21 protein-coding genes are annotated in these 25,763 nt (G+C 59.4%); 10 read left to right on the top strand and 11 right to left on the bottom strand.

What is annotated here, in order from left to right; all coding sequences use genetic code 11:
* Positions 1-3: 3 nt before the first annotated feature.
* The 3 genes from ACZ9IM_RS08760 to ACZ9IM_RS08750 form a co-directional block, all read right to left on the bottom strand.
* Positions 4-1,605 carry an ABC transporter substrate-binding protein gene (locus ACZ9IM_RS08760; RefSeq protein WP_476223711.1) on the bottom strand — a complete coding sequence of 534 codons (1,602 nt, stop codon included), beginning with the start codon at positions 1,603-1,605 and terminating at the stop codon, positions 4-6.
* Between the two features lie 295 nt (positions 1,606-1,900).
* Entirely contained in the window at positions 1,901-3,526 is a 1,626-nt protein-coding gene (locus ACZ9IM_RS08755; protein WP_008067278.1) for an ABC transporter substrate-binding protein, read from the bottom strand.
* 258 nt (positions 3,527-3,784) lie between these two features.
* The gene (locus ACZ9IM_RS08750) at positions 3,785-5,395 is read right to left on the bottom strand and encodes an ABC transporter substrate-binding protein (RefSeq protein WP_476223710.1); all 1,611 of its coding nucleotides are present in this window, start codon (positions 5,393-5,395) and stop codon (positions 3,785-3,787) included.
* A gap of 479 nt (positions 5,396-5,874) precedes the next feature.
* On the opposite strand from ACZ9IM_RS08750, the gene ACZ9IM_RS08745 reads away from it, so the two are divergent.
* Entirely contained in the window at positions 5,875-6,240 is a 366-nt protein-coding gene (locus tag ACZ9IM_RS08745) for a DUF6124 family protein (protein WP_476223709.1), read from the top strand.
* A gap of 207 nt (positions 6,241-6,447) precedes the next feature.
* Here ACZ9IM_RS08745 and ACZ9IM_RS08740 read toward each other — a convergent pair whose 3' ends face one another.
* Positions 6,448-7,167, bottom strand: coding sequence for an SIMPL domain-containing protein (locus ACZ9IM_RS08740; protein ID WP_427623379.1), 720 nt, complete (start codon positions 7,165-7,167; stop codon positions 6,448-6,450).
* A gap of 387 nt (positions 7,168-7,554) precedes the next feature.
* Here ACZ9IM_RS08740 and ACZ9IM_RS08735 point away from each other — a divergent pair, with 387 nt between their 5' ends.
* From ACZ9IM_RS08735 to ACZ9IM_RS08720, 4 genes are all read left to right on the top strand, one after another.
* The gene (locus tag ACZ9IM_RS08735; protein ID WP_007901384.1) at positions 7,555-8,817 is read left to right on the top strand and encodes an ATP-binding protein; all 1,263 of its coding nucleotides are present in this window, start codon (positions 7,555-7,557) and stop codon (positions 8,815-8,817) included.
* On the top strand, positions 8,810-9,370 hold the full coding sequence (locus ACZ9IM_RS08730; protein WP_007901386.1) for a response regulator transcription factor: 561 nt from the start codon (positions 8,810-8,812) through the stop codon (positions 9,368-9,370). The genes ACZ9IM_RS08735 and ACZ9IM_RS08730 overlap by 8 nt, the downstream gene beginning before the upstream one ends.
* A gap of 96 nt (positions 9,371-9,466) precedes the next feature.
* The gene (locus tag ACZ9IM_RS08725; protein WP_427623376.1) at positions 9,467-11,194 is read left to right on the top strand and encodes an ABC transporter ATP-binding protein/permease; all 1,728 of its coding nucleotides are present in this window, start codon (positions 9,467-9,469) and stop codon (positions 11,192-11,194) included.
* A 220-nt stretch (positions 11,195-11,414) separates the two neighbouring features.
* A complete protein-coding gene (locus ACZ9IM_RS08720; RefSeq protein ID WP_427623375.1) occupies positions 11,415-12,164 on the top strand; it encodes a FadR/GntR family transcriptional regulator in 750 nt (249 codons plus the stop codon).
* Positions 12,165-12,320: 156 nt separating this feature from the next.
* Here ACZ9IM_RS08720 and ACZ9IM_RS08715 read toward each other — a convergent pair whose 3' ends face one another.
* Together ACZ9IM_RS08715 and ACZ9IM_RS08710 are read right to left on the bottom strand one after the other, a co-directional pair.
* A complete protein-coding gene (locus tag ACZ9IM_RS08715; protein ID WP_427623373.1) occupies positions 12,321-12,512 on the bottom strand; it encodes a hypothetical protein in 192 nt (63 codons plus the stop codon).
* A gap of 14 nt (positions 12,513-12,526) precedes the next feature.
* Entirely contained in the window at positions 12,527-13,858 is a 1,332-nt protein-coding gene (locus ACZ9IM_RS08710) for a phospholipase (RefSeq protein WP_476223708.1), read from the bottom strand.
* Positions 13,859-14,093: 235 nt separating this feature from the next.
* On the opposite strand from ACZ9IM_RS08710, the gene kdgD reads away from it, so the two are divergent.
* The 5 genes from kdgD to ACZ9IM_RS08685 all read left to right on the top strand — a co-directional run bounded on the left by kdgD (position 14,094) and on the right by ACZ9IM_RS08685 (position 20,713).
* A complete protein-coding gene (gene kdgD / locus ACZ9IM_RS08705) occupies positions 14,094-15,005 on the top strand; it encodes a 5-dehydro-4-deoxyglucarate dehydratase (RefSeq protein WP_192346260.1) in 912 nt (303 codons plus the stop codon).
* A 60-nt stretch (positions 15,006-15,065) separates the two neighbouring features.
* Positions 15,066-16,511 carry an aldehyde dehydrogenase family protein gene (locus ACZ9IM_RS08700; RefSeq protein ID WP_427623369.1) on the top strand — a complete coding sequence of 482 codons (1,446 nt, stop codon included), beginning with the start codon at positions 15,066-15,068 and terminating at the stop codon, positions 16,509-16,511.
* 160 nt (positions 16,512-16,671) lie between these two features.
* Positions 16,672-18,039 (top strand): MFS transporter, encoded by a 1,368-nt coding sequence (locus tag ACZ9IM_RS08695; RefSeq protein ID WP_008015294.1) that lies wholly within the window; start codon positions 16,672-16,674, stop codon positions 18,037-18,039.
* Between the two features lie 11 nt (positions 18,040-18,050).
* On the top strand, positions 18,051-19,604 hold the full coding sequence (garD, locus tag ACZ9IM_RS08690) for a galactarate dehydratase (protein ID WP_427623367.1): 1,554 nt from the start codon (positions 18,051-18,053) through the stop codon (positions 19,602-19,604).
* Positions 19,605-19,771: 167 nt separating this feature from the next.
* Complete coding sequence (locus tag ACZ9IM_RS08685; protein WP_427623365.1) at positions 19,772-20,713, top strand: AEC family transporter; 942 nt, start codon at positions 19,772-19,774, stop codon at positions 20,711-20,713.
* A gap of 129 nt (positions 20,714-20,842) precedes the next feature.
* Here the strand turns inward: ACZ9IM_RS08685 and ACZ9IM_RS08680 are convergent, their stop codons facing one another.
* The 5 genes from ACZ9IM_RS08680 to gatA form a co-directional block, all read right to left on the bottom strand.
* Positions 20,843-21,223, bottom strand: coding sequence for a carboxymuconolactone decarboxylase family protein (locus ACZ9IM_RS08680; protein WP_063341555.1), 381 nt, complete (start codon positions 21,221-21,223; stop codon positions 20,843-20,845).
* A complete protein-coding gene (locus ACZ9IM_RS08675; protein ID WP_427623363.1) occupies positions 21,220-22,281 on the bottom strand; it encodes a calcium/sodium antiporter in 1,062 nt (353 codons plus the stop codon). The genes ACZ9IM_RS08680 and ACZ9IM_RS08675 overlap by 4 nt, the downstream gene beginning before the upstream one ends.
* A gap of 50 nt (positions 22,282-22,331) precedes the next feature.
* The gene (locus ACZ9IM_RS08670) at positions 22,332-22,706 is read right to left on the bottom strand and encodes a septal ring lytic transglycosylase RlpA family protein (protein WP_048396578.1); all 375 of its coding nucleotides are present in this window, start codon (positions 22,704-22,706) and stop codon (positions 22,332-22,334) included.
* 149 nt (positions 22,707-22,855) lie between these two features.
* Entirely contained in the window at positions 22,856-24,301 is a 1,446-nt protein-coding gene (gatB, locus tag ACZ9IM_RS08665) for an Asp-tRNA(Asn)/Glu-tRNA(Gln) amidotransferase subunit GatB (RefSeq protein ID WP_427623361.1), read from the bottom strand.
* Between the two features lie 10 nt (positions 24,302-24,311).
* Complete coding sequence (gene gatA / locus ACZ9IM_RS08660; protein WP_427623359.1) at positions 24,312-25,763, bottom strand: Asp-tRNA(Asn)/Glu-tRNA(Gln) amidotransferase subunit GatA; 1,452 nt, start codon at positions 25,761-25,763, stop codon at positions 24,312-24,314.

Here is a 25,763-nt window from a genome sequence, read left to right as displayed (position 1 = left end):
CGGTTATTGGTCGATACTGACGCCCGAGAACACGTTACGACCGAAAGGACTCACCTTGAATCCTTCGACTTTGGCGCTCAACGGCTGGTTGACCGTCGAATGGGCGACCGGCGTGATGGGCACCTGCTGCTTGAGGTACTGCTGCGCCTGTTTGTAGAGCACCGTGCGCTGGTCACGGTCAGTGACGACTTTGGCCTGCTTGATCAGCTTGTCGTAAGCCGGATCACACCACATGGAGTAGTTGTTGCCGCCAATGGCATCGCAGCTGTACAGCGTGCCAAGCCAATTGTCCGGGTCGCCATTGTCACCGGTCCAGCCGATCAGGCTGATGTCGTGCTCGCCGTTCTTGGTGCGCTTGATGTACTCGCCCCATTCGTAGCTGACGATCTTGACCTTGAGGCCGATCTTCGCCCAATCCGCCTGGAGCATTTCGGCCATCAACTTGGCATTGGGGTTGTACGGACGCTGAACCGGCATGGCCCAGAGGGTGATTTCGGTGCCTTCCTTGACGCCGGCGGCCTTGAGCAATTCCTTGGCCTTTTCCGGGTTGTAGGCGGCGTCTTTAATCGTCTCGTCGTAGGACCATTGAGTCGGTGGCATGGCGTTCATTGCCAGTTGACCGGCGCCTTGATAGACGGCGTTGAGAATGCCTTGCTTGTTCACCGCCATGTCCAGCGCCTGGCGCACTTCGAGTTGATCGAACGGTTTGTGCCGCACGTTATAGGCGATGTAACCAAGGTTGAACCCGGGCTTTTCGATCAGTTGCAGTTTCGGATCATTTTTCAGCGCGGTCACGTCGGCGGGGCGTGGGTGCAGGGTGATCTGGCATTCGTTGGCCTTGAGCTTCTGCACGCGCACCGAGGCGTCGGTGTTGATGGCGAAAATCAGGTTGTCGAGCTTGACCCGGCTCGGGTCCCAGTACTGCTTGTTGCCGCTGTAACGGATGTTGGAATCTTTCTGGTAGCTCTTGAACACGAACGGGCCAGTGCCGATCGGCTTCTGGTTGATGTCGCTCGGCTTGCCGGAGGCCAGCAGCTGATCGGCGTATTCGGCGGACAGGATCGCGGCGAAGCTCATGGCGATGTTCTGGATGAACGCGGCGTCGACACTGTTGAGCGTCATCACCACGGTCAGCGGCCCGGTCTTCTCGACCTTGGCGATGTTCTTGTTCAGGCTCATCCCGTTGAAATACGGGAATTCGGTTGGATAAGCCTTACGGAAGGGTTGCTGCGGATCGAGCATGCGATTAAAGGTAAACAGCACGTCATCGGCGTTGAAATCGCGGGTCGGTGTGAAGTATTTGGTGGTGTGAAATTTCACCCCTTCGCGCAGATGAAAGGAGTACTTGAGGCCGTCCTCGGAAATATCCCAGCTCGTTGCCAGGCCCGGTACGACGTTGGTGGCGCCTTTTTCAAACTCTGCCAATCGGTTGTACAGCGGCTCGGCGGCGTCGTTATCGGTCGCCGTGGTGTATTGCGCGGTGTCGAAGCCCGCCGGGCTGCCTTCGGAGCAGAACACCAGGCTGTTATTGGCGGCCTGGCTAACGGAAGTGACGGCCAGCAGGCCGGTGCCCAGCAATGCGGATAAAACCAAGGTATGGCGCATGACGCTCCCTCTTTTTGTAGTGTTTATTCAATGCGCCGCGACCCCGAGTGGGGGGCTGCATTGAGCTCAAACCAATACGGGCAGCAAACCGATAGCCACGCAATCGCTGGTCAGATCCCGACGGTAGGTGCCGTGGGTCTGGCAGTAAATGCGCTGAGTCCTAAAGACTCGTAGGAAAAGGCAACGCGTCCTAACCCCTGGCTGCGTCAGACAGCGGATTAGGATGTAGGCAAATTCCTATCTTCTCGGCAGAAAAAAGCAGCGGCGTCGCTGAAAACGTCGCCGCTGCCTTTTCTTATTTGCTGACGCTAACGCCGTAGAAGGAGTTCAAGCCAAACGGGCTGATCTTGAAGTCCTGCACGTTGTCGCGCATGGGTTGGAACACCGTCGAGTGAGCGATAGGTGTCATTGGAACAGCATCTTTGAGGACGTGTTGCGCCTGTTTGTACAGTTCGGTGCGCTTGGCTTGATCGGTGGTGCGCTTGGCTTCTTTGACGATGCCGTCGAACTTCTTGTCGCACCACTTGGAGAAGTTGTTGCCTTGCAGCGAATCGCAGCCGAACAGCACGTTCAGCCAGTTGTCCGGGTCACCGTTGTCGCCGCTCCAGCCAATCAGCATCGCGCCGTTTTCGCCGCCCTTGGAGCGCTTGATGTACTCGCCCCATTCGTAGGTGACGATCTTGGCCTTGATACCGATCTTGGCCCAGTCGGACTGGAGCATTTCGGCCATCAGCTTGGCGTTGGGGTTATAGGGACGTTGCACCGGCATCGCCCACAGGTTGATCTCGGTGCCTTCCTTGATGCCGGCTTCCTTGAGCAGCTCTTTGGCTTTCTCAGGGTTGTATGGCGCGTCCTTGATGGTGGTGTCATAAGACCATTGGGTCGGAGGCATGGCGTTGACGGCCAGTTGGCCGGCGCCCTGGTAAACCGAATCGATGATCTGCTGCTTGTTGACGGCCATGTCCAATGCCTGACGCACTTTCAACTGAGCCATCGGGTTTGGCTGATCGCTGCCCTTGATCTTGTCCATCACGTTGTAGGCGATATAACCCAGGTTGAAACCGGCCTGGTCAGGCACCTTCAGGGTTTTGTCTTCCTTCAACGCTTTCAGATCGGCCGGACGAGGGAACAGGGTGATCTGACACTCGTTCTTTTTCAGCTTCTGGATGCGTACAGACGGGTCGGTGGTGATGGCGAAGATCAGGTTATCGATCTTCACGTCGTCAGGCTTCCAGTAGTCCTTGTTCCCGGTGTAGCGGATGTTGGAGTCTTTCTGGTAGCTCTTGAACACGAACGGGCCAGTACCGACCGGCTTCTGGTTGATGTCGGCGGCTTTGCCTTCCTTGAGCAGCTGGGCAGCGTACTCGGCGGACTGGACCGAGGCGAAACTCATGGCCATGTTCTGAATGAACGCGGCATCCACTTCTTTGAGCGTGAACTTGACGGTGTGGTCGTCGACTTTATCGATCTTGGTGATGTTGGTGTCCATCCCCATGTCGGTGAAGTACGGGAATTCAGTCGGGTACGCCTTACGGAACGGATCATCCTTGTTAATCATGCGATTAAAGGTGAACAGCACGTCGTCGGCGTTGAACTCACGAGTTGGCTTGAAGTACGGGGTGGTGTGGAACTTGACGCCTTCGCGCAGGTGGAAGGTGTAAGTCAGGCCGTCATCGGAAATGTCCCACTTGGTCGCCAGGCCAGGAATAACGGCGGTGCCGCCGCGCTCGAACTGGGTCAGGCGGTTGAACATGGTTTCTGCAGAGGCGTCGAAGTCGGTTCCGGTGGTGTACTGACCAGGATCGAAACCGGCCGGGCTCCCTTCGGAGCAAAACACCAGGTTAGTCGCCGCTTGGGCGAAAGGTGCGCTGGCTAATAAGCTTGCGCCGACTAAAAACGGAATGACCGCGTGTTTAAGCATGGTGGCCTCATGATTTGTTGTCATTTTTGGAATTAGAGGACGACCTCGTGAGTCGACCTGCGGATACTTATGCAGGGGCCATACCCAATGCAAGATCCTGAATGGCTCCAAACCTTAAACAGTGGCACGAACGTACCTTAATGTCGCATATGTATAAATTCCCGCACATTTGACCGTTTGCGCAGGTTTTTTACGGTGCAAAACGCGCACCGACAAGGGGCAACCGGGGCGTCTGGTGCACCCGGTTGGCGCCTGGTGTTACTTATTTATACTCACGCCATAGAAGGGTGTAAGGCCGAAAGGGCTGATCTTGAAGTCGGTGACTTCCTTGCGCAGTGGCTGGAACACGGTCGAGTTGGCAACAGGTGTGATAGGTACTTGTTGCTTAAGGATTTGCTGTGCCTGTTGGTACAGTTTGACCCGCTGCTGTTTGTCCGTGGACACCTTCGCTTGCTGCACCAGCTTGTCGTAGGCCGGGTCGCACCATTTGGCGTAATTGCTACCTTTCACCGCAGCGCAGCTGTAGAGCACGCCGAGCCAGTTGTCCGGGTCACCGTTATCGCCGGTCCAGCCGTAGATCATCGCGTCGTGCTCGCCGTTCTTGGCGCGCTTGATGTACTCGCCCCACTCATAGCTGACGATGTTGGCCTTGATCCCGACTTTCTCCCAATCCTGCTGGATCATCTGCGCCGACATCCGCGCATTCGGGTTGGAGGCACGCTGCACCGTCATGGCCCACAAATTAATAGTCGTACCGGGCGCAACCCCTGCTTCTTTTAGTAGCGAGCGGGCTTTGATCGGGTCGTGCGGTGCATCCTTGATGGTCGGGTCATAGGACCATTGCGCCGGGGGCAGGGCGTTCTGCGCCAGCTGCCCGGCACTCTGGTAGACCGCTTTGATGATCGCCGGTTTATCGATAGCCATGTCCAGCGCCTGACGGACCTTGAGCTGGTCCAGCGGCGGATGGGTTACGTTGTAGGCGAGGAAGCCGAGGTTGAAACCGGCCTGTTTGAGCACGGTCAGGTTCGGGTCTTTCTCCATGACTTCGATGTCTGCCGGGCGCGGGTAGCCGCTGACCTGACACTCGCCGGCCTTGAGCTTCTGCAAGCGCACGGCGGCGTCCGGGGTGATTGAGAAAATCAGGTTATCGAGTTTCACGTCCTCGGGTTTCCAGTAGGCCTTGTTGGCGGCGTAGCGGATCTGCGAGTCCTTTTGATAGCGCTTGAACACGAACGGGCCGGTGCCGACCGGTTTCTGGTTGAGGTCGGCGGCTTTGCCTTCCTTTAACAGTTGGGCGGCGTATTCGGCGGACTGCACCGAGGCGAAGCTCATGGCGAGGTTCTGCACGAATGCGGCGTCGATGTTGTTCAGGCTGAAGCGCACGGTGTGGTCGTCGATCTTGTCGATGCTTTTGATCGTGGTGTTCAGGCCCATGTCGGTGAAGTACGGCGACTCGGCGGGGTAGGCTTTACGGAAGGCATTCTGCGGGTCGAGCAGGCGCTGGAAGGTGAACAGGACGTCATCGGCGTTGAAGTCGCGGGTCGGGGTGAAGTAGTCGGTGGTGTGGAATTTCACGCCGTCGCGCAGGTGGAAGGTGTAGCTGAGGCCGTCCTGGGAGACATCCCAGCTTGTGGCCAGGCCGGGTTCGACTTCGGTGCCACCGCGTTTGAATTGGGTGAGGCGGTTGAAGACGGTTTCGGCTGAGGCGTCGAAGTCGGTGCCGCTGGTGTATTGGCTGGGGTCGAAGCCGGCGGGGCTGGCTTCGGAGCAGTAGACCAGGGTGGTGGCGGCTTGGGCGGTTTGTGCGAGTGATGCGGTTGTAGCGAGGGCGAGAGCAAGCAGAAGTGGTTTGACGGTGGTTCTTTCCATGGAGTCCCCGTGGGTTTGGCGGCGGTGTTTTCCTGAGGGTAGCGTTGTTGGTGAGATTGGCGGAAATATCCGTTTGTAAGGGGAACCCCTCTATCTCGGCATATTCAAGCGGGTTGTTGGCTTGGCGGCCTGCTCTGCATTCCATTTTTTTGTTGAACGATGTGTAAGAAACACAGAGCTTTCCCACGCATTTTTCAGGTTGTCGGGTAGGAAGCAGTGCCTCTAATCTTTGGCTGTCGCTGCGATTTCAGCGGCCAGGCGTGGAAACCTGGAACTCTTAGTAGCCGCATAGCTGGACCATCGTAATCATTGCCGACGTCTTCTTTCGTCTGCAAACTGCGTCATGGCAGCTGTGCGTGGGCAGACTTCGGTCTGGCCGGGTGCCTACTTACCGGTTTTCCACCCTGCGTACAGCTGCCACTTTTTGTCGTGTGGAAACGATAAATGGATGGCTCCCACTCGCAAGTAGGAGTTTTTATATGGATAAGTTAATCCCGGACCCACCCTTCAACACCACCCCCAACGCCGAAGCCTTGCGCACCGAAGAATTACTCAAAGACCGCGAAGCCATAAAACGCGCCCTCGATTACTACCTCGATCCACCCGCCCCATACGCCCCGACACCCCGTCGTCCCAGCACGATGTATATGATCGCCCCCAACATGGATACCGAAAGCCTGTTGGCACAAGCCTGCGAGTCATTGGCCTCGGCCAGTGTCCTGGCCAGTGATTTCGCCACCCACCTGATCGGCCCGCAGCGCAATACAGTGTTGGCGATTCAACAGATCATCATGCTGGCGGAGCTGGCGGTGAACCGGGCGTTGGATAACGTCGATCCGGCGTAGACCGCGTTATCGTTCATCGCGAGCAGGCTCGCTCCCACAGGGATTGAGGGTGTACATGGATTTTATGTACGACACAGATCAAATGTGGGAGCGAGCCTGCTCGCGATGGCGGCAGATTGTTCGCCAAAAAAGCCGACTGGCCCACGACGGGCAATAAAAAACGGCGATCACTTCGGTGGTCGCCGTTTTTTTGTACGTGTTATCGAATCAAGGCATCAACACTTCAATCGCCCCATCCGCCGTCATGCTGACCTGGCTGGTCCCGGCTTCAACTTCTGGCGTCACCGGTGCCGAATCCATGCCGGCCGCGGCTTTCATCATCATCGGCCCACGCATGTACGGTTGTGGATAACCGTTGCTGTTGAGGTTCAGGTTGACGATTTTGTAGCTCTTGCCGCCCAGGGCGTCGGTGGCCAGTTGGGCGCGGGACTTGAAGGCGGTCACGGCTTCCTTGAGCAGGGCATCTTCGCTGGCTTTGCGGGTCGGGGTGGCGATGGCGAAGTCCATGCCGCCCATTTTCAGGTCGGTGAGCAGTTCACCGGTGAGTTTGGAGAGGGCGGCGAAATCCGAGCTTTCCAGGCGCAGTTCGGCGCGTTCACGCCAACCGATGATTTTCTGGCCTTTGGTGTCGTAGATCGGGTAGCTGTTGCGGCTGCCCTGGCGCAGGGTGATGTCTTTGACTTCTTTAGCCTGTGCCAGCGCCTTGTTCATGGTGGTGCTGACGTCGGCGGCGAGTTTGGCCGGGTCGCTGTTTTGCTCTTCGGTGTAGAGGGTCACGATCATCAGGTCGCGGGCCACTTCCTGGCTGACTTCGGCGCGCAGGGAGATCTGGTTGTAATGCAGTTCGTCGACGGCCAGGGCCGGAAGGCTGGCGACGGTGCCAACGCTTAAGGCAAGAAGGGCGGCGCTGCGGCGCAATGTGTGCATGAAAAGCTCCTTGGACGATGCGCAGGGGTTAAGGTCCGAACCTGCGTGAAACCATCAGACTCTAGCTTCAATGGTCCGGTTCGCACAGTTACAACTTCTATACAGATGGAATGCTGGTGAGTTGCTGAAGGGCTTTTGTGGCGAGGGAGCTTGCTCCCGCTCGGCTGCGCAGCAGTCGTAAAACCTGAGTGCACCGTTTGCCGGATGCCCCGGCTGACTGGTTTGGGCCTGCTTCGCAGTCCAGCGGGAGCAAGCTCCCTCGCCACAGGGGGATTCGTCGCAGATAGATCGCTGGTCACTGTGGTCGTTTGCCGCACTTTTGCCTCTCAGGCCCGCGGCTTGGTTATACTCCGTGCGATCCGCCTGGAGCGCTCATCAGGAGAGCTCATGCTCGCCCCCGTTCAAATTACTTCCGCCACTCGTCAGAACCTCTGGCGGCTTACGTTCATCCGTACGTTGGTGCTGGCCGCTCAGGCCGGTTCCGTAGGCCTGGCTTACTGGTTCGACCTGCTGCCGTTGCCCTGGCTGCAATTGGCGATCACCCTCGGTTTTTCCATGGTGCTCTGCGCACTGACCGCGATTCGTCTGCGCACGTCGTGGCCGGTGACCGAGCTCGAATACGCCGTGCAACTGGCCTGTGACCTGTTTATCCACAGTGCCTTGCTGTACTTCTCCGGTGGTTCGACCAACCCGTTCGTCTCTTATTACCTGGTGCCATTGACCATCGCTGCCGTGACCTTGCCGTGGCGCTATTCGGTAATTCTGTCGGGCATCGCCCTGGCGCTTTATACGTTGCTGCTGGCACGGTTCTACCCGCTGGAAACGTTCCCGATCGCCCGAGAGAACCTGCAGATCTACGGCATGTGGCTGAGCTTTGCCCTGGCGGCGGCGGTCATTACGTTCTTCGCCGCCCGCATGGCCGAAGAGCTGCGTCGTCAGGAAGAATTGCGCGCCATTCGTCGCGAAGAAGGCCTGCGCGATCAGCAATTACTGGCCGTCGCGACCCAGGCGGCGGGTGCTGCACATGAGCTGGGCACACCGCTGGCGACCATGAGCGTGCTGCTCAAGGAAATGCGCCAAGACCATCCAGACCCGCTGTTGCAGGACGATTTGAGCGTGCTGCAGGATCAGGTCAAACTCTGCAAAGAGACCTTGCAGCAGTTGGTCCGGGCGGCGGAAGCCAATCGTCGCTTGGCGGTGGAGATGCAAGACGTCACCGACTGGCTCGACGAAGCCCTGAACCGTTGGCACCTGATGCGCCCGGAAGCCAGTTATCGCTTCCAGCGCCTGGGCCAGGGGACCGTGCCGCGCATGGCGCCGCCGCCGGATTTGACTCAGGCGCTGCTGAATTTGCTGAACAACGCCGCCGATGCGTGCCCCGAAGGCTTGCAAGTGACGCTGGACTGGAATGCCGAGGACTTGACCATCAGCATTCGCGACCATGGCGCCGGTGTGCCATTGGCTATTGCCGAGCAGATTGGCAAACCGTTTTTTACCACCAAGGGCAAAGGTTTCGGCCTGGGCCTGTTTTTGAGCAAGGCCAGCGTGACACGCGCCGGCGGCTCAGTGAAACTCTACAGTCATGAGGAAGGTGGCACGCTCACCGAGCTGCGCCTGCCCCGTGTCGCCCGAGGAGACGAACATGAGTGACGAGATCCAAGTCGAAGGCGAAGAACTGCCGCATTTGCTGCTGGTAGACGACGACGCAACCTTCACCCGTGTGATGGCCCGCGCCATGGCCCGCCGCGGTTTTCGCGTCAGCACGGCAGGTTCCGCAGAAGAGGGCCTGACCATCGCCCAGGCCGACATCCCGGATTACGCCGCCCTGGATCTGAAAATGGACGGCGATTCGGGCTTGGTGTTGTTGCCCAAACTGCTGGAACTCGACCCGGAAATGCGCGTTGTGATCCTCACCGGTTACTCGAGCATTGCCACCGCCGTCGAGGCGATCAAGCGTGGCGCCTGCAATTACCTGTGCAAACCGGCGGACGCCGATGACGTGCTGGCCGCGTTGCTCTCCGAGCACGCCGACCTCGACACCCTGGTGCCGGAAAACCCGATGTCTGTGGATCGCCTCCAGTGGGAGCACATCCAGCGCGTATTGACCGAGCACGAAGGCAACATCTCCGCTACCGCCCGCGCCTTGGGCATGCACCGCCGCACGCTGCAGCGCAAACTGCAGAAGCGCCCGGTCCGTCGCTGAACCGGCGCTGAACAATTGTTGTCACACCTCGTTACAAGCCGGGCCGATCATTTATGATCGGCTCGTGTGTGTTCTTTTCTTTATCGAGCCTTATCCATGAATCAGAACGCTGAATATTGCGCGGTCAATGATGCTGTGCGCGGGCAGTTTTTTCGCAAAGTCTGGGCGATGACCACGCCTTACTGGCGCAGTGAAGAGAAGGGCAAGGCCTGGACGTTGCTGATCGCGGTGATCGCGCTGTCATTGTTCAGCGTGGCGATTTCAGTGTGGCTCAACAGTTGGTACAAGGATTTCTATAACGCCCTGCAAAAGAAGGACGAAGCGGCCTTCTGGCATTTGATCCTGTATTTCTGCGGCATCGCGGCCGTGGCAATTCTCGCAGCGGTGTATCAGCTCTACCTGACCCAGATGCTGACCATTCGCTGGCGGGCCTGGCTCACCGAGAAACACTTCACCCGTTGGTTGGGCAACAAGAACTACTATCAGCTGGAGCAGGGCGGTTACACCGATAACCCGGACCAGCGCATTTCCGAAGACCTCAATAAATTCACCACCAACACCTTGCTCCTGGGCCTTGGTTTGATCCGCACCGTCGTCAGCCTGGTGTCGTTCTCGATTATTCTGTGGGGCGTCTCAGGCAGCATCGAAGTGTTTGGCTATACGATTCCCGGCTACATGTTCTGGTGTGCACTGGTTTACGCCATCGTCGGCAGCTGGCTCACGCATTTGATCGGGCGTCGCCTGATCGGCCTCAACAACAACCAGCAACGTTTCGAAGCCGATTTGCGTTTCTCCATGGTACGAGTCCGCGAGAATGCCGAAAGCATTGCGTTGTACAACGGAGAACCCAATGAGAACCGCCGTCTGAGCAGCCGCTTCAGCATGGTCTGGCACAACTTCTGGGACATCATGAAAGTGTCCAAGCGCCTGACATTTTTCACTTCCGGTTATGGCCAGATCGCAATCATCTTCCCGTTCATGGTCGCTGCACCTCGTTACTTTGCCGGCAAGATCGAGCTGGGTGAGCTGATGCAAATCAACTCGGCGTTCGGCAACGTTCAGGAAAACTTCAGCTGGTTCATCAGTGCATACCAGGGCCTTGCCGAGTGGCGTGCCACTTGCGATCGTCTATTGAGTTTCCATCAGGCCATGACCGATAACGAGCAGCGCGCGCCGGCCATCGATGTGCAGAATCAGGGCACAACGTTGAAGGTGCAAAACCTTGGCCTTGACCTCGCTGACGGTCGTCACCTGCTGACCAACGCCGACATGACGGTGGAGGAGGGCGAGCGCGTCATGCTCAGCGGTCGTTCCGGCAGCGGCAAATCAACGTTGCTGCGGGCGATGGGGCATCTTTGGCCGGCTGGCCACGGCAGCATCCGTCTGCCCACGGGGCGGTATCTGTTCCTGCCGCAAAAACCCTATCTGCCGATTGGCACCCTGCGCGAGGTGCTGAGTTATCCACAGCCGGGCGACACCTACTCGCATGAGCGTTACGTCCACGTCCTGGAAACCTGCCGCTTGCCACACCTGATTACGCGTCTGGATGAAGCCAATCACTGGCAGCGCATGCTCTCGCCAGGCGAACAGCAACGTTTGGCCTTCGCCCGTGCGCTGCTGTATGCCCCGCAATGGCTGTACATGGACGAAGCCACTTCGGCGATGGACGAAGAGGATGAAGCGTCGCTGTATCAGGCATTGATTGATGAGTTGCCTGGACTGAGCATCGTCAGCGTTGGCCATCGCAGCAGCCTGAAGCGTTTCCATCCACGGCATGTGCGTATCGAGAATGGTCACTTGGTGGATCAGACCGTGACCGCCTGAATTCCACCACCTCTGTAGGAACGAGCTTTTGTGGCGAGGGGGCTTGCCCCCGTTGGGGCGCGAAGCGGCCCCAAGTTCAAGGGACTGCTGCGCAGTCCAACGGGGGCAAGCCCCCTCGCCACAGGCCCTCCCACAAGGGCCGGCGTTCACCGACGGTGATCGTACAACCGTGTTGAGCTATGATGCGGCTTCAGCCGAATTTTCGAGATAGACGTTCACCATGGAAAAACCGATCGACGCACCTCGCCTCCCTCGCAAGCGCCGCAGCCTCGCTCAGGAACTGGTGACGGTGCTGTCCGAGCAGATCCGCGACGGTCACCTCAAGCGCGGCGACAAGTTGCCCACCGAGTCGGCGATCATGGATGCCCATGGCGTCAGTCGCACCGTGGTGCGCGAAGCGATTTCCCGTTTGCAGGCCGCAGGCCAGGTTGAGACCCGTCACGGCATTGGCACCTTCGTGCTCGATACCCCGAGCCCGAGCGGTTTCCGTATCGACCCGGCCACCGTGGTGACCTTGCGCGATGTGCTGGCAATTCTTGAATTGCGCATCAGCCTGGAAGTGGAATCCGCCGGCCTTGCCGCGCAACGTCGCAGCCCCGAGCAACTGGCGTTGATGCGCGCGGCGCTGGATGCATTGAATGAAAGTGTCTCCCATGCCAGCGATGCCGTGGCGTCCGACTTCCAGTTCCACCTGCAAATCGCCCTGGCGACGGGCAACCGCTATTTCACCGACATCATGACCCACCTGGGCACCAGCATCATTCCACGCACGCGCCTGAACTCCGCGCGCCTGGCTCACGACGACCAGCAGCACTACATGAGTCGTCTGAGTCGTGAGCACGAAGAGATTTATGACGCAATTGCACGGCAGGATTCCGACGCGGCGCGAGCGGCGATGCGGTTGCATTTGACGAATAGCCGGGAGCGGTTGCGCCAGGCGCATGAAGAGGCGCAGGCGCAGCGGGGGTAGAGTTTCAGGTTGGGTGATTTGCTGCCTGACAGATAGCCATCGCGAGCAGGCTCGCTCCCACAGGGATTGGTGTCGATCACAATAATGCGATCACACGCAGATCCAATGTGGGAGCGAGCCTGCTCGCGATGAGGTCAGTGGCCTTCCTGGAATATGTCAGCCAGTCCTCAAAATCGAACGATCCACCCTCACCGCCAACTCAGCAGCCCCGGGTTTGGCATCGAAAATCGCATGCCCGCGCTCATCCACAAGCGCCCGGGCAATTGGCAAGCCTTTCGACAGCAACTCCAGCGGCGCGCCTTTCAGTGACTGGCCAGAAGCCAGTTCCAGTTTCAATTTGATAGTCATCAGTGATCTCCTTATCAGGCATTGGCCGCTGAATTCAGCACGCCGGTTGGTTGGTAGTCCTTGAGCAGCAGATACGTGCTCCAGCCCCACCAGTCGTCCACGGTGGCGGTATCGTTCAAGTTGTTGACGTCCTTGCGCCGCAATACCTTGTTGCCCTCGACCTTGAACAGTGGCGAGAAATTGCCGGCCGGGTTCAGAACCGCTTGCAGGTCGGGCAGCCTTTTCAACGCAGCAAAGCTGCCGGCCGATGGAGCAGTGCCACTGAGGTACGCCGCGAACACTTCATCCGCAGACACCTGAACGGCCTGATTCACCTGGGCGCGATTGGTGCTGTCGATCGCGTCGAAGTAGCGCTTGTCGCCGTAGGCGTGCCAGCGATCGCCGTTGCCGTTGCTCACGTTGAGGCCGAACTTGCTGTCTTCATCGTGCATGAAGCGGGTAATCAACGAGCCGAGATCACTGGGCGTGACCACTGCCGCCAACTGTTTGCGCGGTACTCGCAGGTGACCGGCGGAATACAGGTCGGTCAAAGAGTGATCGGCAAAAGCGTTCATCGCATAGGCCAGCTCCAACTGCTTTTCATCGCCGCTGTTGTGGGCCAGCACTGCTTGTTGCAGCGCTGCCGTGTGCCCGGCGATATAAGCCAGCAACGCCCATTCGGCAAAGTGGTCAGCATTGTTGGCGGCCAGTTTCAGATAACGCCCCAAAGGGAATAGCGCCGAAACGAAACTGCCGCCACCGGTGATCTTGTTCCACTCTTCCGACAACGTATCACCTAGGGCGTCATAAGCCTCATGAGGCTGTTTTCCGTCCCTGATCGCTTGATTGATGGCGGCGATTTCTTTCTGCATGACACCGAGGATCAACTTCGCCTCGGCGTTTGAGGCCGGCAGTACCGCCAGGGAGTTGAAGGCGTTGGTAAAGCGCTGGATTCGGTCTGCGGCTGTTGCGCCTTCGCAGATCGGTTGGTCGGGAATTCCATAAAAATCACCCCCCAGCGCAATCACTTGTCCATAGGTCAATGCCAGGCCATTAGGCAGGTGCAACTCCACCTGCGAGGCCGGTATGGCAGGAGCATCCTTGACGAAACGCAGCAGGGTGCTGTCGCCGATCGCGGTATGTTCTGCACCTTCAAACCTAAGCTGCGGCGCGCCTTTCAGCGCATTTTTCGGTGGCGTCGGCAGCAAGCCCTGGCGCTGATGCTTGAGGTTGTGATGGCTGCCGGCGGTGAGTTTAAGCGTGCCGCCATCGCCAGAAAACGCGATGCCGTGCTCGGTAAAAAGATCATCCAGATCGGCGATGATCTGTCGGGTATTTTCCTTCGGTTGTGCGTATAGACCTGACATTTCTAGCTCCTTGATATGTCGTAGGTAGATTCAAATTTGGCTGTATGTATATACAGCTGTTTGGATCATAGATGAGAAGTTTCCTACGTCAAGGGATTACTTTTTCCGACGCAAATTTTGCGGCTCGCGATGAAATGCAGTTGACGGTTGTATTTTAAGTTGTACGATGACCTACAACTTCGGCGAAGGCTGAACGGTTTTCTCACACAACGTTGCTACTCAGGGTGTTCGAATAATGAATCCACAAGAACTGAAGTCCATCCTCTCTTCCGGCCTGCTGTCATTCCCGGTCACCGACTTCAATGCTCAGGGCGATTTCCATCGCGCGGGCTACATCAAGCGTCTCGAATGGCTGGCCCCATACGGCGCCTCGGCATTGTTCGCCGCGGGCGGCACCGGTGAGTTCTTCTCTCTGGCGGCCAGCGAATATTCGGAAATCATCAAGACTGCCGTCGACACTTGCGCTACCAGCGTGCCAATTCTTGCCGGCGTAGGCGGCGCCACTCGCCAGGCCATCGAATACGCTCAGGAAGCCGAGCGTCTGGGCGCCAAAGGCCTGTTGCTGCTGCCGCACTACCTGACCGAAGCCAGCCAGGACGGTGTTGCCGACCACGTTGAAGCGGTATGCAAATCGGTAAAAATCGGCGTGGTGGTTTACAACCGCAACGTCTGCCGCCTGACCGCTCCTTTGCTGGAACGTCTGGCCGAGCGCTGCCCGAACCTGATCGGTTACAAGGATGGTCTGGGCGATATCGAGTTGATGGTGTCGATCCGTCGCCGCCTCGGTGATCGCTTCAGCTACCTGGGCGGTTTACCGACCGCTGAAGTCTACGCCGCGGCCTACAAGGCGCTGGGCGTGCCGGTTTACTCCTCGGCGGTGTTCAACTTCATCCCGAAAACCGCAATGGATTTCTACCACGCCATTGCTCGCGAAGATCACGCCACCGTCGGCAAGATCATCGACGACTTCTTCCTGCCGTACCTGGACATCCGTAACCGCAAAGCTGGCTACGCGGTGAGCATCGTCAAGGCCGGGGCAAAAATCGCAGGCTTCGACGCAGGTCCTGTGCGTGCACCGCTGACCGATCTGACGGGCGAAGAGTACGAAATGCTCGCCGCGCTGATCGACAAGCAAGGTGCGCAATAACACTCGATAAAACCAAGGCCGCTGAGCAATCAGCGGCTTTTTGCGTGAGGAGATTTTCAAGTGGCTGATGCAAAGCATTTCGATAACTACATCAACGGCGAATGGGTGAAGGGCGGTGATTACTGCGCCAACATCAACCCGTCCGAGCTGAGCGATACCATCGGCGAATACGCCAAGGCCGATCTGGCTCAGGTCCACGCCGCCATCGACGCCGCTCGCGCTGCGTTCCCGGCCTGGTCCACTTCGGGCATTCAGGCACGTCACGATTCCCTGGATAAAGTCGGCAGTGAGATCCTCGCCCGTCGCGAAGAACTCGGCACCTTGCTGGCCCGGGAAGAGGGCAAGACCCTGCCCGAAGCCATCGGCGAAGTGACCCGCGCCGGTAATATCTTCAAGTTCTTCGCCGGTGAATGCCTGCGTCTTTCGGGCGATTACCTGCCGTCGGTGCGTCCGGGCGTCAATGTCGAAGTCACTCGCGAAGCGCTGGGTGTGGTCGGCCTGATCACCCCGTGGAACTTCCCGATTGCGATCCCGGCCTGGAAAATTGCCCCGGCCCTGGCCTACGGCAACTGCGTCGTGCTGAAACCTGCCGATCTGGTACCGGGCTGCGCCTGGGCGCTGGCGGAAATCATCTCCCGCGCAGGCTTCCCGGCCGGCGTATTCAACCTGGTGATGGGCAGCGGTCGAGTGGTTGGCGATGCGCTGGTGCAGAGCCCGAAAGTCGACGGCATCAGCTTCACTGGCTCCGTCGGTGTCGGTCGGCAGATCGCCGTCAGCTGCGTGTCGCGCCAAGCGAAAGTGCAGCTGGAAATGGGCGGCAAGAACCCGCAGATCATTCTCGATGACGCCGATCTCAAGCAAGCGGTCGAGCTGTCGGTACAGAGCGCGTTCTACTCCACCGGGCAGCGTTGCACCGCGTCGAGCCGCTTCATCGTCACCGCCGGGATTCACGACAAATTCGTCGAAGCCATGGCCGAGCGCATGAAGTCGATCAAGGTCGGTCACGCGCTGAAAACCGGCACTGATATCGGTCCGGTCGTCTCGCAGGCTCAGCTTGAACAGGACATGAAGTACATCGATATCGGCCAGTCCGAAGGTGCGCGTCTGGTCAGTGGCGGTGGTCTGGTGACGTGCGACACCGAAGGCTACTTCCTCGCGCCGACGCTGTTTGCCGACAGCACAGCGGCGATGCGCATCAGCCGCGAAGAGATCTTCGGCCCGGTGGCCAACATCGTTCGCGTCGCCGATTACGAGGCAGCGCTGGCCATGGCCAACGACACCGAGTTCGGCTTGTCAGCGGGTATCGCCACCACGTCGCTGAAGTACGCCAACCACTTCAAGCGCCACTCCCAGGCCGGGATGGTGATGGTCAACCTGCCGACCGCCGGCGTGGATTACCACGTTCCGTTTGGTGGGCGCAAAGGTTCATCCTATGGCTCACGTGAGCAAGGTCGCTATGCACAAGAGTTTTACACGGTCGTGAAGACCAGCTACATCGGCTCCTGATACACGCAATACCTGTGGGAGCTGGCCTGCCGGCGATAGCATCATCGCGGTGTGACTGACACACCGAGTGGCCTGTATCGCTGGCAGGCCAGCTCCCACAAAAGACAGACCAAAGAAGATTCACCCGCGCATAAAAATAATCAGTGGGAGTACATCTACAATGCAATCGACCAAGCCGACTCACGTCCGCTATTTGATCCTGCTCATGCTGTTTCTGGTGACCACGATCAACTACGCCGACCGGGCCACCATCGCAATCGCCGGCTCCAGCCTGCAAAAAGACCTCGGCATCGACGCGGTCACCCTCGGTTATATCTTCTCCGCATTCGGTTGGGCCTACGTGGCCGGGCAAATTCCCGGTGGCTGGCTGCTGGACCGTTTCGGTTCGAAAAAAATCTACGCGTTGAGCATTTTCACCTGGTCGCTGTTCACCGTGCTGCAGGGCTATGTCGGTGAGTTCGGCATGTCCACGGCGGTGGTTGCGCTGTTCATGCTGCGCTTTTTGGTGGGCCTGGCCGAAGCGCCATCCTTCCCCGGCAACGCACGCATCGTGGCGGCCTGGTTCCCGACCGCTGAGCGCGGTACAGCGTCTGCGATCTTCAACTCGGCGCAATACTTCGCCACTGTGTTGTTCGCACCGCTGATGGGTTGGATCGTTTACAGCTTCGGCTGGCAGCACGTGTTCATCGTCATGGGGGTGATCGGCATCATCTTCTCGGGGATCTGGCTGAAGGTGATCTACAGCCCGCGCCAGCACCCGATGATCAACGACGCCGAGTTCAAGCACATCGCCGACAACGGCGGCATGGTCGACATGGACCAGGACAAAGGCAAAGGCAAAAAAGGCGACGGTCCGAAGTGGGACTACATCCGCCAACTGCTCACCAACCGCATGATGCTCGGCGTGTATCTGGGTCAGTACTGCATCAACGGCATCACTTACTTCTTCCTGACCTGGTTCCCGGTGTACCTGGTGCAGGAGCGCGGCATGACCATCCTCAAGGCCGGTTTTATTGCCTCGCTGCCGGCGATCTGCGGGTTTATCGGTGGTGTGCTTGGCGGGGTGATTTCCGATTACCTGCTGCGCAAAGGTCACTCGCTGACGTTTGCCCGCAAGGCGCCGATCATCGCCGGCCTGCTGGTGTCCAGCAGCATCGTGGCCTGCAACTATGTGGACGTTGAATGGATGGTCGTCGGCTTCATGGCCCTGGCCTTCTTCGGCAAAGGCGTGGGCGCGTTGGGCTGGGCCGTGGTGTCCGACACCTCGCCGAAACAGATCGCCGGCCTCAGCGGCGGCCTGTTCAACACCTTCGGCAACATTGCGTCGATCACCACGCCGATCGTTATCGGCTACATCATCAGCTCCACCGGTTCATTCAAATGGGCGCTGGTGTTCGTCGGTTGCAACGCGCTGGTAGCCGTCTTCAGCTATCTGGTGATCGTTGGCCCGATCAAACGTGTGGTACTCAAAGAGCCGCCTGTCAGCGGTCCTGAAACCAACAATAAGTTATCTGAAGCGCATTCCTGAGGAGCGGCGTCATGCAGTTGATTGAACATTCCGACTCGCCGCGCTACATCCGCCTGCACGAGCGGGACAATGTGGTGATCGTGGTCAACGATCAGGGCGTACCGGCCGGCACCGAATTCCCCGATGGTTTGGTCACCGTGGATTTCGTGCCGCAGAGCCACAAGGTCACTCTCGAGGACATTCCCGAGGGCGGCCAGGTGATTCGTTACGGCCAGACCATTGGCTACGCGTTGCAGCCCATTCCTCGCGGCAGCTGGGTCAAGGAAGATCAACTGCGCATGCCGACCGCGCCGCCGCTGGACAGCCTGCCGCTGTCCACCGAAGTGCCGGCCGCACAGGCACCGCTGGAAGGCTTCACATTCGAGGGGTATCGCAACGCCGACGGCACCGTCGGCACGCGCAACATTCTGGGCATCACCACCACGGTGCAATGCGTCACGGGGGTGCTGGATCACGCGGTAAAACGCATCAAGGACGAACTGCTGCCCAAGTACCCGAACGTCGATGACGTGGTGGCGCTGACCCACAGTTACGGCTGCGGCGTGGCGATCACCGCCACCGACGCGTACATCCCGATCCGCACCGTGCGCAATCTGGCGCGCAACCCGAACCTGGGTGGCGAAGCGCTGGTGATCAGCCTGGGCTGCGAAAAATTGCAGGCCGGGCAGGTGATGCACGAGAACGATAGTTCGGTGGATTTGAGCGAGCCGTGGCTGTACCGCTTGCAGGACTCCAGCCACGGTTTCACCGAGATGATCGAGCAGATCATGGAACTGGCCGAAACCCGCTTGAAGAAGCTCGATCTGCGTCGTCGGGAAACCGTGCCGGCGTCCGAGCTGATCCTCGGCATGCAGTGCGGCGGCAGCGATGCGTTCTCTGGCATCACTGCCAACCCGGCGCTCGGCTACGCCTCGGACCTGTTGCTGCGGGCCGGTGCGACGGTGATGTTTTCCGAAGTCACCGAGGTGCGCGACGCGATTTACCTGCTGACGTCCCGCGCCGAAACCGAGGAAGTGGCTCAGGAACTGGTGCGGGAGATGGACTGGTACGACCGTTACCTGGCCAAGGGCGAAGCGGATCGCAGTGCCAACACCACGCCGGGGAACAAGAAGGGCGGGTTGTCGAACATTGTCGAGAAGTCGCTGGGCTCGATCGTCAAGTCCGGCAGCAGCGCGATCAACGGGGTGCTCGGCCCTGGCGAGCGATTCAAGCGCAAAGGGCTGATTTTCTGCGCGACCCCGGCCAGTGATTTTGTCTGCGGGACGTTGCAGTTGGCGGCGGGGATGAACCTGCATGTGTTCACGACCGGGCGGGGTACGCCTTATGGGTTGGCGATGGCGCCGGTGGTAAAGGTGTCGACCCGAACAGAACTGGCGCAACGCTGGCCGGATTTGATCGATATCGATGCCGGGCGGATTGCGACCGGGCGAGCGTCGATTGAAGAGCTTGGCTGGGAGTTGTTCCACTACTACCTGGACGTGGCCAGCGGCAAGAAACTGACGTGGGCGGAGCAGCATAAGCTGCATAACGACATTACCTTGTTCAACCCTGCGCCGATCACGTAATGATCGTTCCCACGCTCTGCGTGGGAATGCAGCCCGGGACGCTCTGCGTCCCAAAAGCGTGACGCAGAGCGTCACAAGAGGAATTCCCACGCAGAGCGTGGGAACGATCCGGGTGAAAGTGGCTTATCATTAGCCCCCTAACGACGCCCACCCAAGGTTCTTCCGGCATGCTGGCTATTTTCCTCGAAACCCTGAACATCACCGCGCCGGTGTTTGCCATGCTGTTTCTGGGGGCGCTGCTCAAGCGCATCGACTGGATCAACGACAACTTCATTCATACCGCGTCGGCCCTGGTGTTCAACGTCACCATGCCGGCGTTGCTGTTTCTGGGCATCTTGCATGCTGACCTGCATGCCGCGCTGCAACCGGCGCTGCTGATCTACTTCTCGATTGCCACGCTGATGTGTTTTGCGATTGCCTGGGGCTGGGCGATCTGGAAATGCCCGAGGGAAGACCGGGGGATCTACACCCAAGGCGCGTTTCGCGGTAACAACGGCGTTATCGGTCTGGCACTGGCGGCGAGCATGTACGGCGATTACGGGATTTCCCTTGGGGCCATTCTCGCGGCGTTGGTGATTCTGTTCTACAACACGCTCTCGACCATCGTGCTGGCGGTCTACAGCCCGGTGATCAAGTCTGACCCGTGGAGTATCTGCAAGAGCGTGATGGTCAACCCGCTGATCATCAGCGTGTTTACGGCGGCGCCGTTTGCCTATTTCAAGATCGGTTTGCCGGGGTGGCTGGAAACGTCCGGCCAGTACCTGGCACAAACCACCTTGCCGTTGGCGCTGATCTGCATCGGGGGCACGTTGTCGCTGGCGGCGATGCGCAAAAGCGGCACGATGGCGCTGAGTTCAAGCCTGGTGAAGATGATCGGCCTGCCAGTGCTGGCGACGCTTGGCGCCTGGCTCTGGGGTTTTCGCGGGGCGGAGTTGGGGATTCTGTTTTTGTACTTCGGCAGCCCCACCGCGGCGGCCAGTTTCGTCATGGCGCGGCAGGCCAATGGCAATCATGAACTGGCGGCAGCGATCATCGTGATTACCACGCTGATGGCGGCGGTCACCACTAACATCGGGATCTTTTTGTTGCAGTGGGGTGGGTGGATTTAGGCGAAGGTTTTGCGGTGTTCTTAAAGGCCTCATCGCGAGCAGGCTCGCTCCCACATTTGGAATGCATTCACCTGTGGGAGCGAGCCTGCTCGCGATAGCAATCTTTCTAACGCTACAACCGCCAGGCTGTTACTCCGGCTTCTGGTAGCTATCAATCACTTCCTGCGCCGCCCGAAACGCATCGATCGCCGCCGGCACGCCGGCATACACCGCGCAATGCAGCAGCGCCTCGCGAATTTCTTCCACGGTGCAGCCGTTGTTCAGCGCACCGCGCACATGGCCTTTCAATTCTTGCGGGCACTTCAACGCGGTCAGCGCGGCGAGGGTGATCAGGCTGCGGGTTTTCAGCGGCAGACCTTCACGGTTCCAGACCCCGCCCCAGGCGTGTTCGTTGACGAAGTCCTGCAACGGCTGGGTGAACTCGGTGGCGTTGCCCAAGGCGCGGTCGACGAAAGCGTCGCCCATCACTTGGCGACGGACTTCAAGCCCAGGCTTTTTATCAGTGCTCATGGCAATTCCCTCTTGTGGTGTTGGCGACGCCAGGCGCGCAGCGACGTGAACAGCAAAAACGCCCCCAGCGCCGGCAGGACGAAAAACAGCATCAGGTGTTCAAGCTTTCCGGCCAGCGGCATTCCCGTGGTGAACGACACCACATGCAGCCCATAGGCCAGGTACAAACCCAAGAACAGCAGGCCCTCGGCGCGCGTCACCCGGTAGCCGGAATAGAACACCGGCAGGCACAGCACCGCGACACCGAGCATCACCGGCAGGTCGAAATCCAGGGCATTGGGCGAGACCGACAGCGGCGACGGCGCGATCAATGCGGTAAGCCCGAGCACGCCCAGGAGGTTGAACAGGTTGCTGCCGATCACGTTGCCCACCGCGATGTCCCGCTGACCGCGCAACGCGGCGATCAACGAAGTGGCCAGCTCCGGCAAGGACGTGCTGACGGCGACGATGGTCAGGCCTATGATCCGCTCCGACAAGCCCAGGTCGGTCGCGACCGCTACTGCGGCGCCAAGCAGCAAGTGTCCGGCGAACACCAGCATCGCCAGCCCGGCGACGATCATCAGCAAGCTGCTGAACCACGGTGCCTGTGGCGCTTCATGCGCGCTCGATGGCGGACGGGCCGAGTGCCGCGACTGGCGCAGCAGCAAGCCCAGGTACAGCACCAGCGCGCCCAGCAGAATCACGCCGTCGGCCCGGTTCAATTCTTCGTTCCACGCCAGCACGAACACCAACAGGCTGGCGCCGATCATCAGCGGAATATCCAGGCGCACCAATTGCCGCGACACCCGCAGTGGAATAATCAGCGCCGAGAGCCCGAGGGTGACGAGGATGTTGAAGATGCTGCTGCCGATCACGCTGCCAACGGCGATGTCGGCGTTTTGCGCCAGGGTGGCTTGCAGGCTGACCGCCATCTGCGGTGCGCTGCTGCCGAGGGCCACGATGGTCAGGCCGATGATCAGCGGCCGCACATGCAGTCGCGCGGCCAGGCGCACGGCGGCGCGCACCATCAGTTCGGCACCGGCGATCAGTAAAAACAGACCGCTGAACAATTCAATCACGCTGATCAGGGGTAAATCGGCAAGTCCGAAAATAGTCAGCGCTCCGTCTATCAGTCGTCGAGGGCTTGCACGCGAACTTTCGCGGTGCCACTGCGCAGCATGCCCAACTGTTCGGCCGCTTCACGTGACACGTCGATCAGGCGCCCACGAGAGTATGGCCCGCGGTCGTTGACGCGCACCACGCAGGACCTGTCGTTATTAAGGTTGGTAATCTTCACCCGGGTGCCGAACGGCAACTGGCGATGGGCGGCGGTCAGGCCGTGCTGGTTGAAACGCTCGCCGCTGGCGGTGCGTTTGCCATGGTGTTTGGCGCCGTAATACGAAGCTACGCCGGTCTTGTCGTAGCCGTGTGGATCAACAACATCCGTGCTGGCGCAACCGGCCAGCAACGAGAGCAGGGCGCAGGCACTGAGCAGACGCTTCATTTAGAAAGCTCCCAAAAACAAATGTGGGAGCGAGCCTGCTCGCGATGGCGGACTGTCAGTCACATCAATGATGGATGTGCCGCCGTCATCGCGAGCAGGCTCGCTCCCACAAGGGGTAGAGCCAGGCTTTAAAACTGGCTCCATTGCAATCAGCCTTCGAGCTTGCTTTTAAGCAGTTCGTTGACCTGTTGCGGGTTGGCCTTGCCTTTGGAGGCTTTCATGGCCTGGCCGACGAAGAAGCCGAACATCTTGCCGCGTTTGGCTTCGTCTGCCGCGCGGTATTGTTCGACCTGCTCGGCGTTGGCCGCGAGCATTTCGTCCAGCACCGCCGAGATCGCGCCGGTGTCGGTCACTTGCTTGAGGCCGCGCTTGTCGATGATCTCGTCTGCGCTGCCTTCGCCGTTGGCCATGGCTTCAAACACCACCTTGGCGATTTTGCCGGAGATGGTGTTGTCCTTGATGCGCAGCAGCATGCCGCCCAGTTGCTCGGCCGAAACCGGCGACTGGTCGATGTCCAGGCCTTGCTTGTTCAACAGGCTGCCCAGTTCAACCATTACCCAGTTAGCCGCCAGTTTGGCGTCGCCGCCGATGCTCGCGACTTTTTCGAAGTAATCGGCTTGCTCGCGGCTGGTGGCCAGGACGCTGGCGTCGTAGACCGACAGACCGAACTGTTCCTGGAAACGCTCGCGTTTTTGCGGTGGCAGTTCCGGCAGGGTGGCGCGCACGTCGTCGAGGAACGAGTCTTCGATGACCACCGGCAGCAGGTCCGGATCGGGGAAGTAACGGTAGTCGTTGGCTTCCTCTTTACTGCGCATCGGACGGGTTTCGTCCTTGTTCGGATCGTACAGGCGGGTCTGCTGGATCACCTTGCCGCCGTCTTCGATCAGCTCGATCTGGCGTTGCACTTCGCTGTTGATTGCCTTCTCGATGAAGCGGAACGAGTTGACGTTCTTGATCTCGCAGCGCGTGCCGAATTCAACCTGGCCCTTTGGACGGATCGACACGTTGCAGTCGCAACGCAGCGAACCTTCGGCCATGTTGCCGTCGCAGATGCCGAGGTAGCGCACCAGCGCGTGGATGGTCTTGACGTAGGCCACGGCTTCCTTGGCGCTGCGCATGTCCGGCTCGGAAACGATTTCCAGCAGTGGCGTACCCGCACGGTTCAGGTCGATGCCGGTGGCACCGGTGAATTCTTCGTGCAGGCTTTTGCCGGCGTCTTCTTCCAGGTGCGCACGGGTCACACCGACACGTTTGATCGTGCCGTCTTCCATGGCGATGTCCAGGTGGCCCTTGCCGACGATAGGCAATTCCATCTGGCTGATCTGGTAGCCCTTGGGCAGGTCCGGGTAGAAATAGTTTTTACGGGCGAACACGTTGTGCTGACCGATCTCGGCATCGATGGCCAGACCGAACATCACCGCCATGCGCACCGCTTCCTGGTTCAGCACCGGCAATACGCCGGGCATGCCGAGATCAACCAGGCTGGCCTGGGTGTTCGGCTCGGAACCAAAAGTGGTGGAGCTACCGGAAAAGATTTTCGACCGGGTGGTGAGCTGGGTGTGAATCTCCAGCCCGATCACGACTTCCCATTGCATGTGTTTCTCCTCAGAAGCCGGTTGGGGTGCGGGTGTGCCAGTCAGTGTTCAACTGATACTGGTGCGCAACGTTGAGCAAGCGGCCTTCCTGGAAATACGGGGCGAGCAACTGCACGCCGACCGGCAGGCCATCGACAAAACCTGCAGGCATGGACAAGCCCGGCAGACCGGCGAGGTTGGCGGTGATGGTGTAGACGTCTTCCAGGTACGCAGCGACCGGGTCGCTGTTCTTGGCGCCGAGCTTCCAGGCCGGGTTCGGCGTGGTTGGGCCGAGGATGATGTCGACCTCATTAAAGGCAGCCATGAAGTCGTTCTTGATCAGGCGACGGATTTTCTGCGCCTTCAGGTAGTAGGCGTCGTAGTAACCGGCCGACAGCGCGTAGGCACCGACCATGATCCGGCGCTGCACTTCCGGGCCGAAACCTTCGCCACGGGAACGCTTGTACAGGTCTTCCAGGTTTTTCGGGTCTTCGCAGCGATAGCCGAAACGCACGCCGTCGAAACGCGACAGGTTGGAAGACGCTTCCGCCGGGGCGATCACGTAGTACGCAGGGATTGCGTGCTGCATGTTCGGCAGGCTGATTTCCTTGACCACGGCGCCGAGCTTTTTCAGCTCTTCAACGCTGGCCATGACCAGGTCAGCGATGCGCGGGTCCAGACCTGCGCTGAAGTATTCCTTCGGCACGCCGATGCGCAGGCCTTGCAGCGAACCGTTGAGGCCGGCGCTGTAATCAGGCACGGGCTCGTCGATGCTGGTGGAGTCCTGCGGGTCGAAACCGGCCATGCCTTGCAGCAGGATCGCGCAGTCTTCGGCGGTGCGGGCCAATGGGCCGCCTTGATCGAGGCTGGACGCGTAGGCAATCATGCCCCAGCGCGAAACACGACCGTACGTCGGTTTCAGGCCGGTGAGGTTGGTCAGCGCGGCGGGCTGACGAATCGAACCGCCGGTGTCGGTGCCGGTGGCTGCCGGCAACAGGCGCGCGGCAACTGCAGCAGCCGAACCGCCAGACGAACCGCCCGGAACGTGTTCCAGATTCCACGGGTTTTTCACTGCGCCGTAGTAACTCGACTCGTTGGCCGACCCCATGGCGAATTCGTCCATGTTGGTCTTGCCCAGGGTCACGGCCCCGGCAGCAGCCAGTTTGGCGACTACGGTGGCGTCGTACGGTGCTTTGAAGTTGTCGAGCATCTTCGAGCCGCAGCTGGTGCGGATGCCCTGGGTGCAGAACAGGTCTTTGTGCGCGATCGGCGCGCCGAGCAGGGCGCCGCTCTCACCGTTGGCCCGACGAGCGTCAGCGGCTTTCGCCTGCTGCAGCGCCAGGTCTTCGGTGAGGCTGATGAAACTGTTGAGCTGCGGGTCAAGCTGGGTGATACGCGCCAGCAGGACTTTGGTCAGCTCTTCGGAAGAAAACTTTTTATCGGCGAGTCCGCGGGCGATCTCGGCCAGAGTCAATTGATGCAT

The organism is Pseudomonas sp. TE12508 (assembly GCF_056279485.1).
This window is presented reverse-complemented; position numbering and strand designations above follow the sequence as displayed.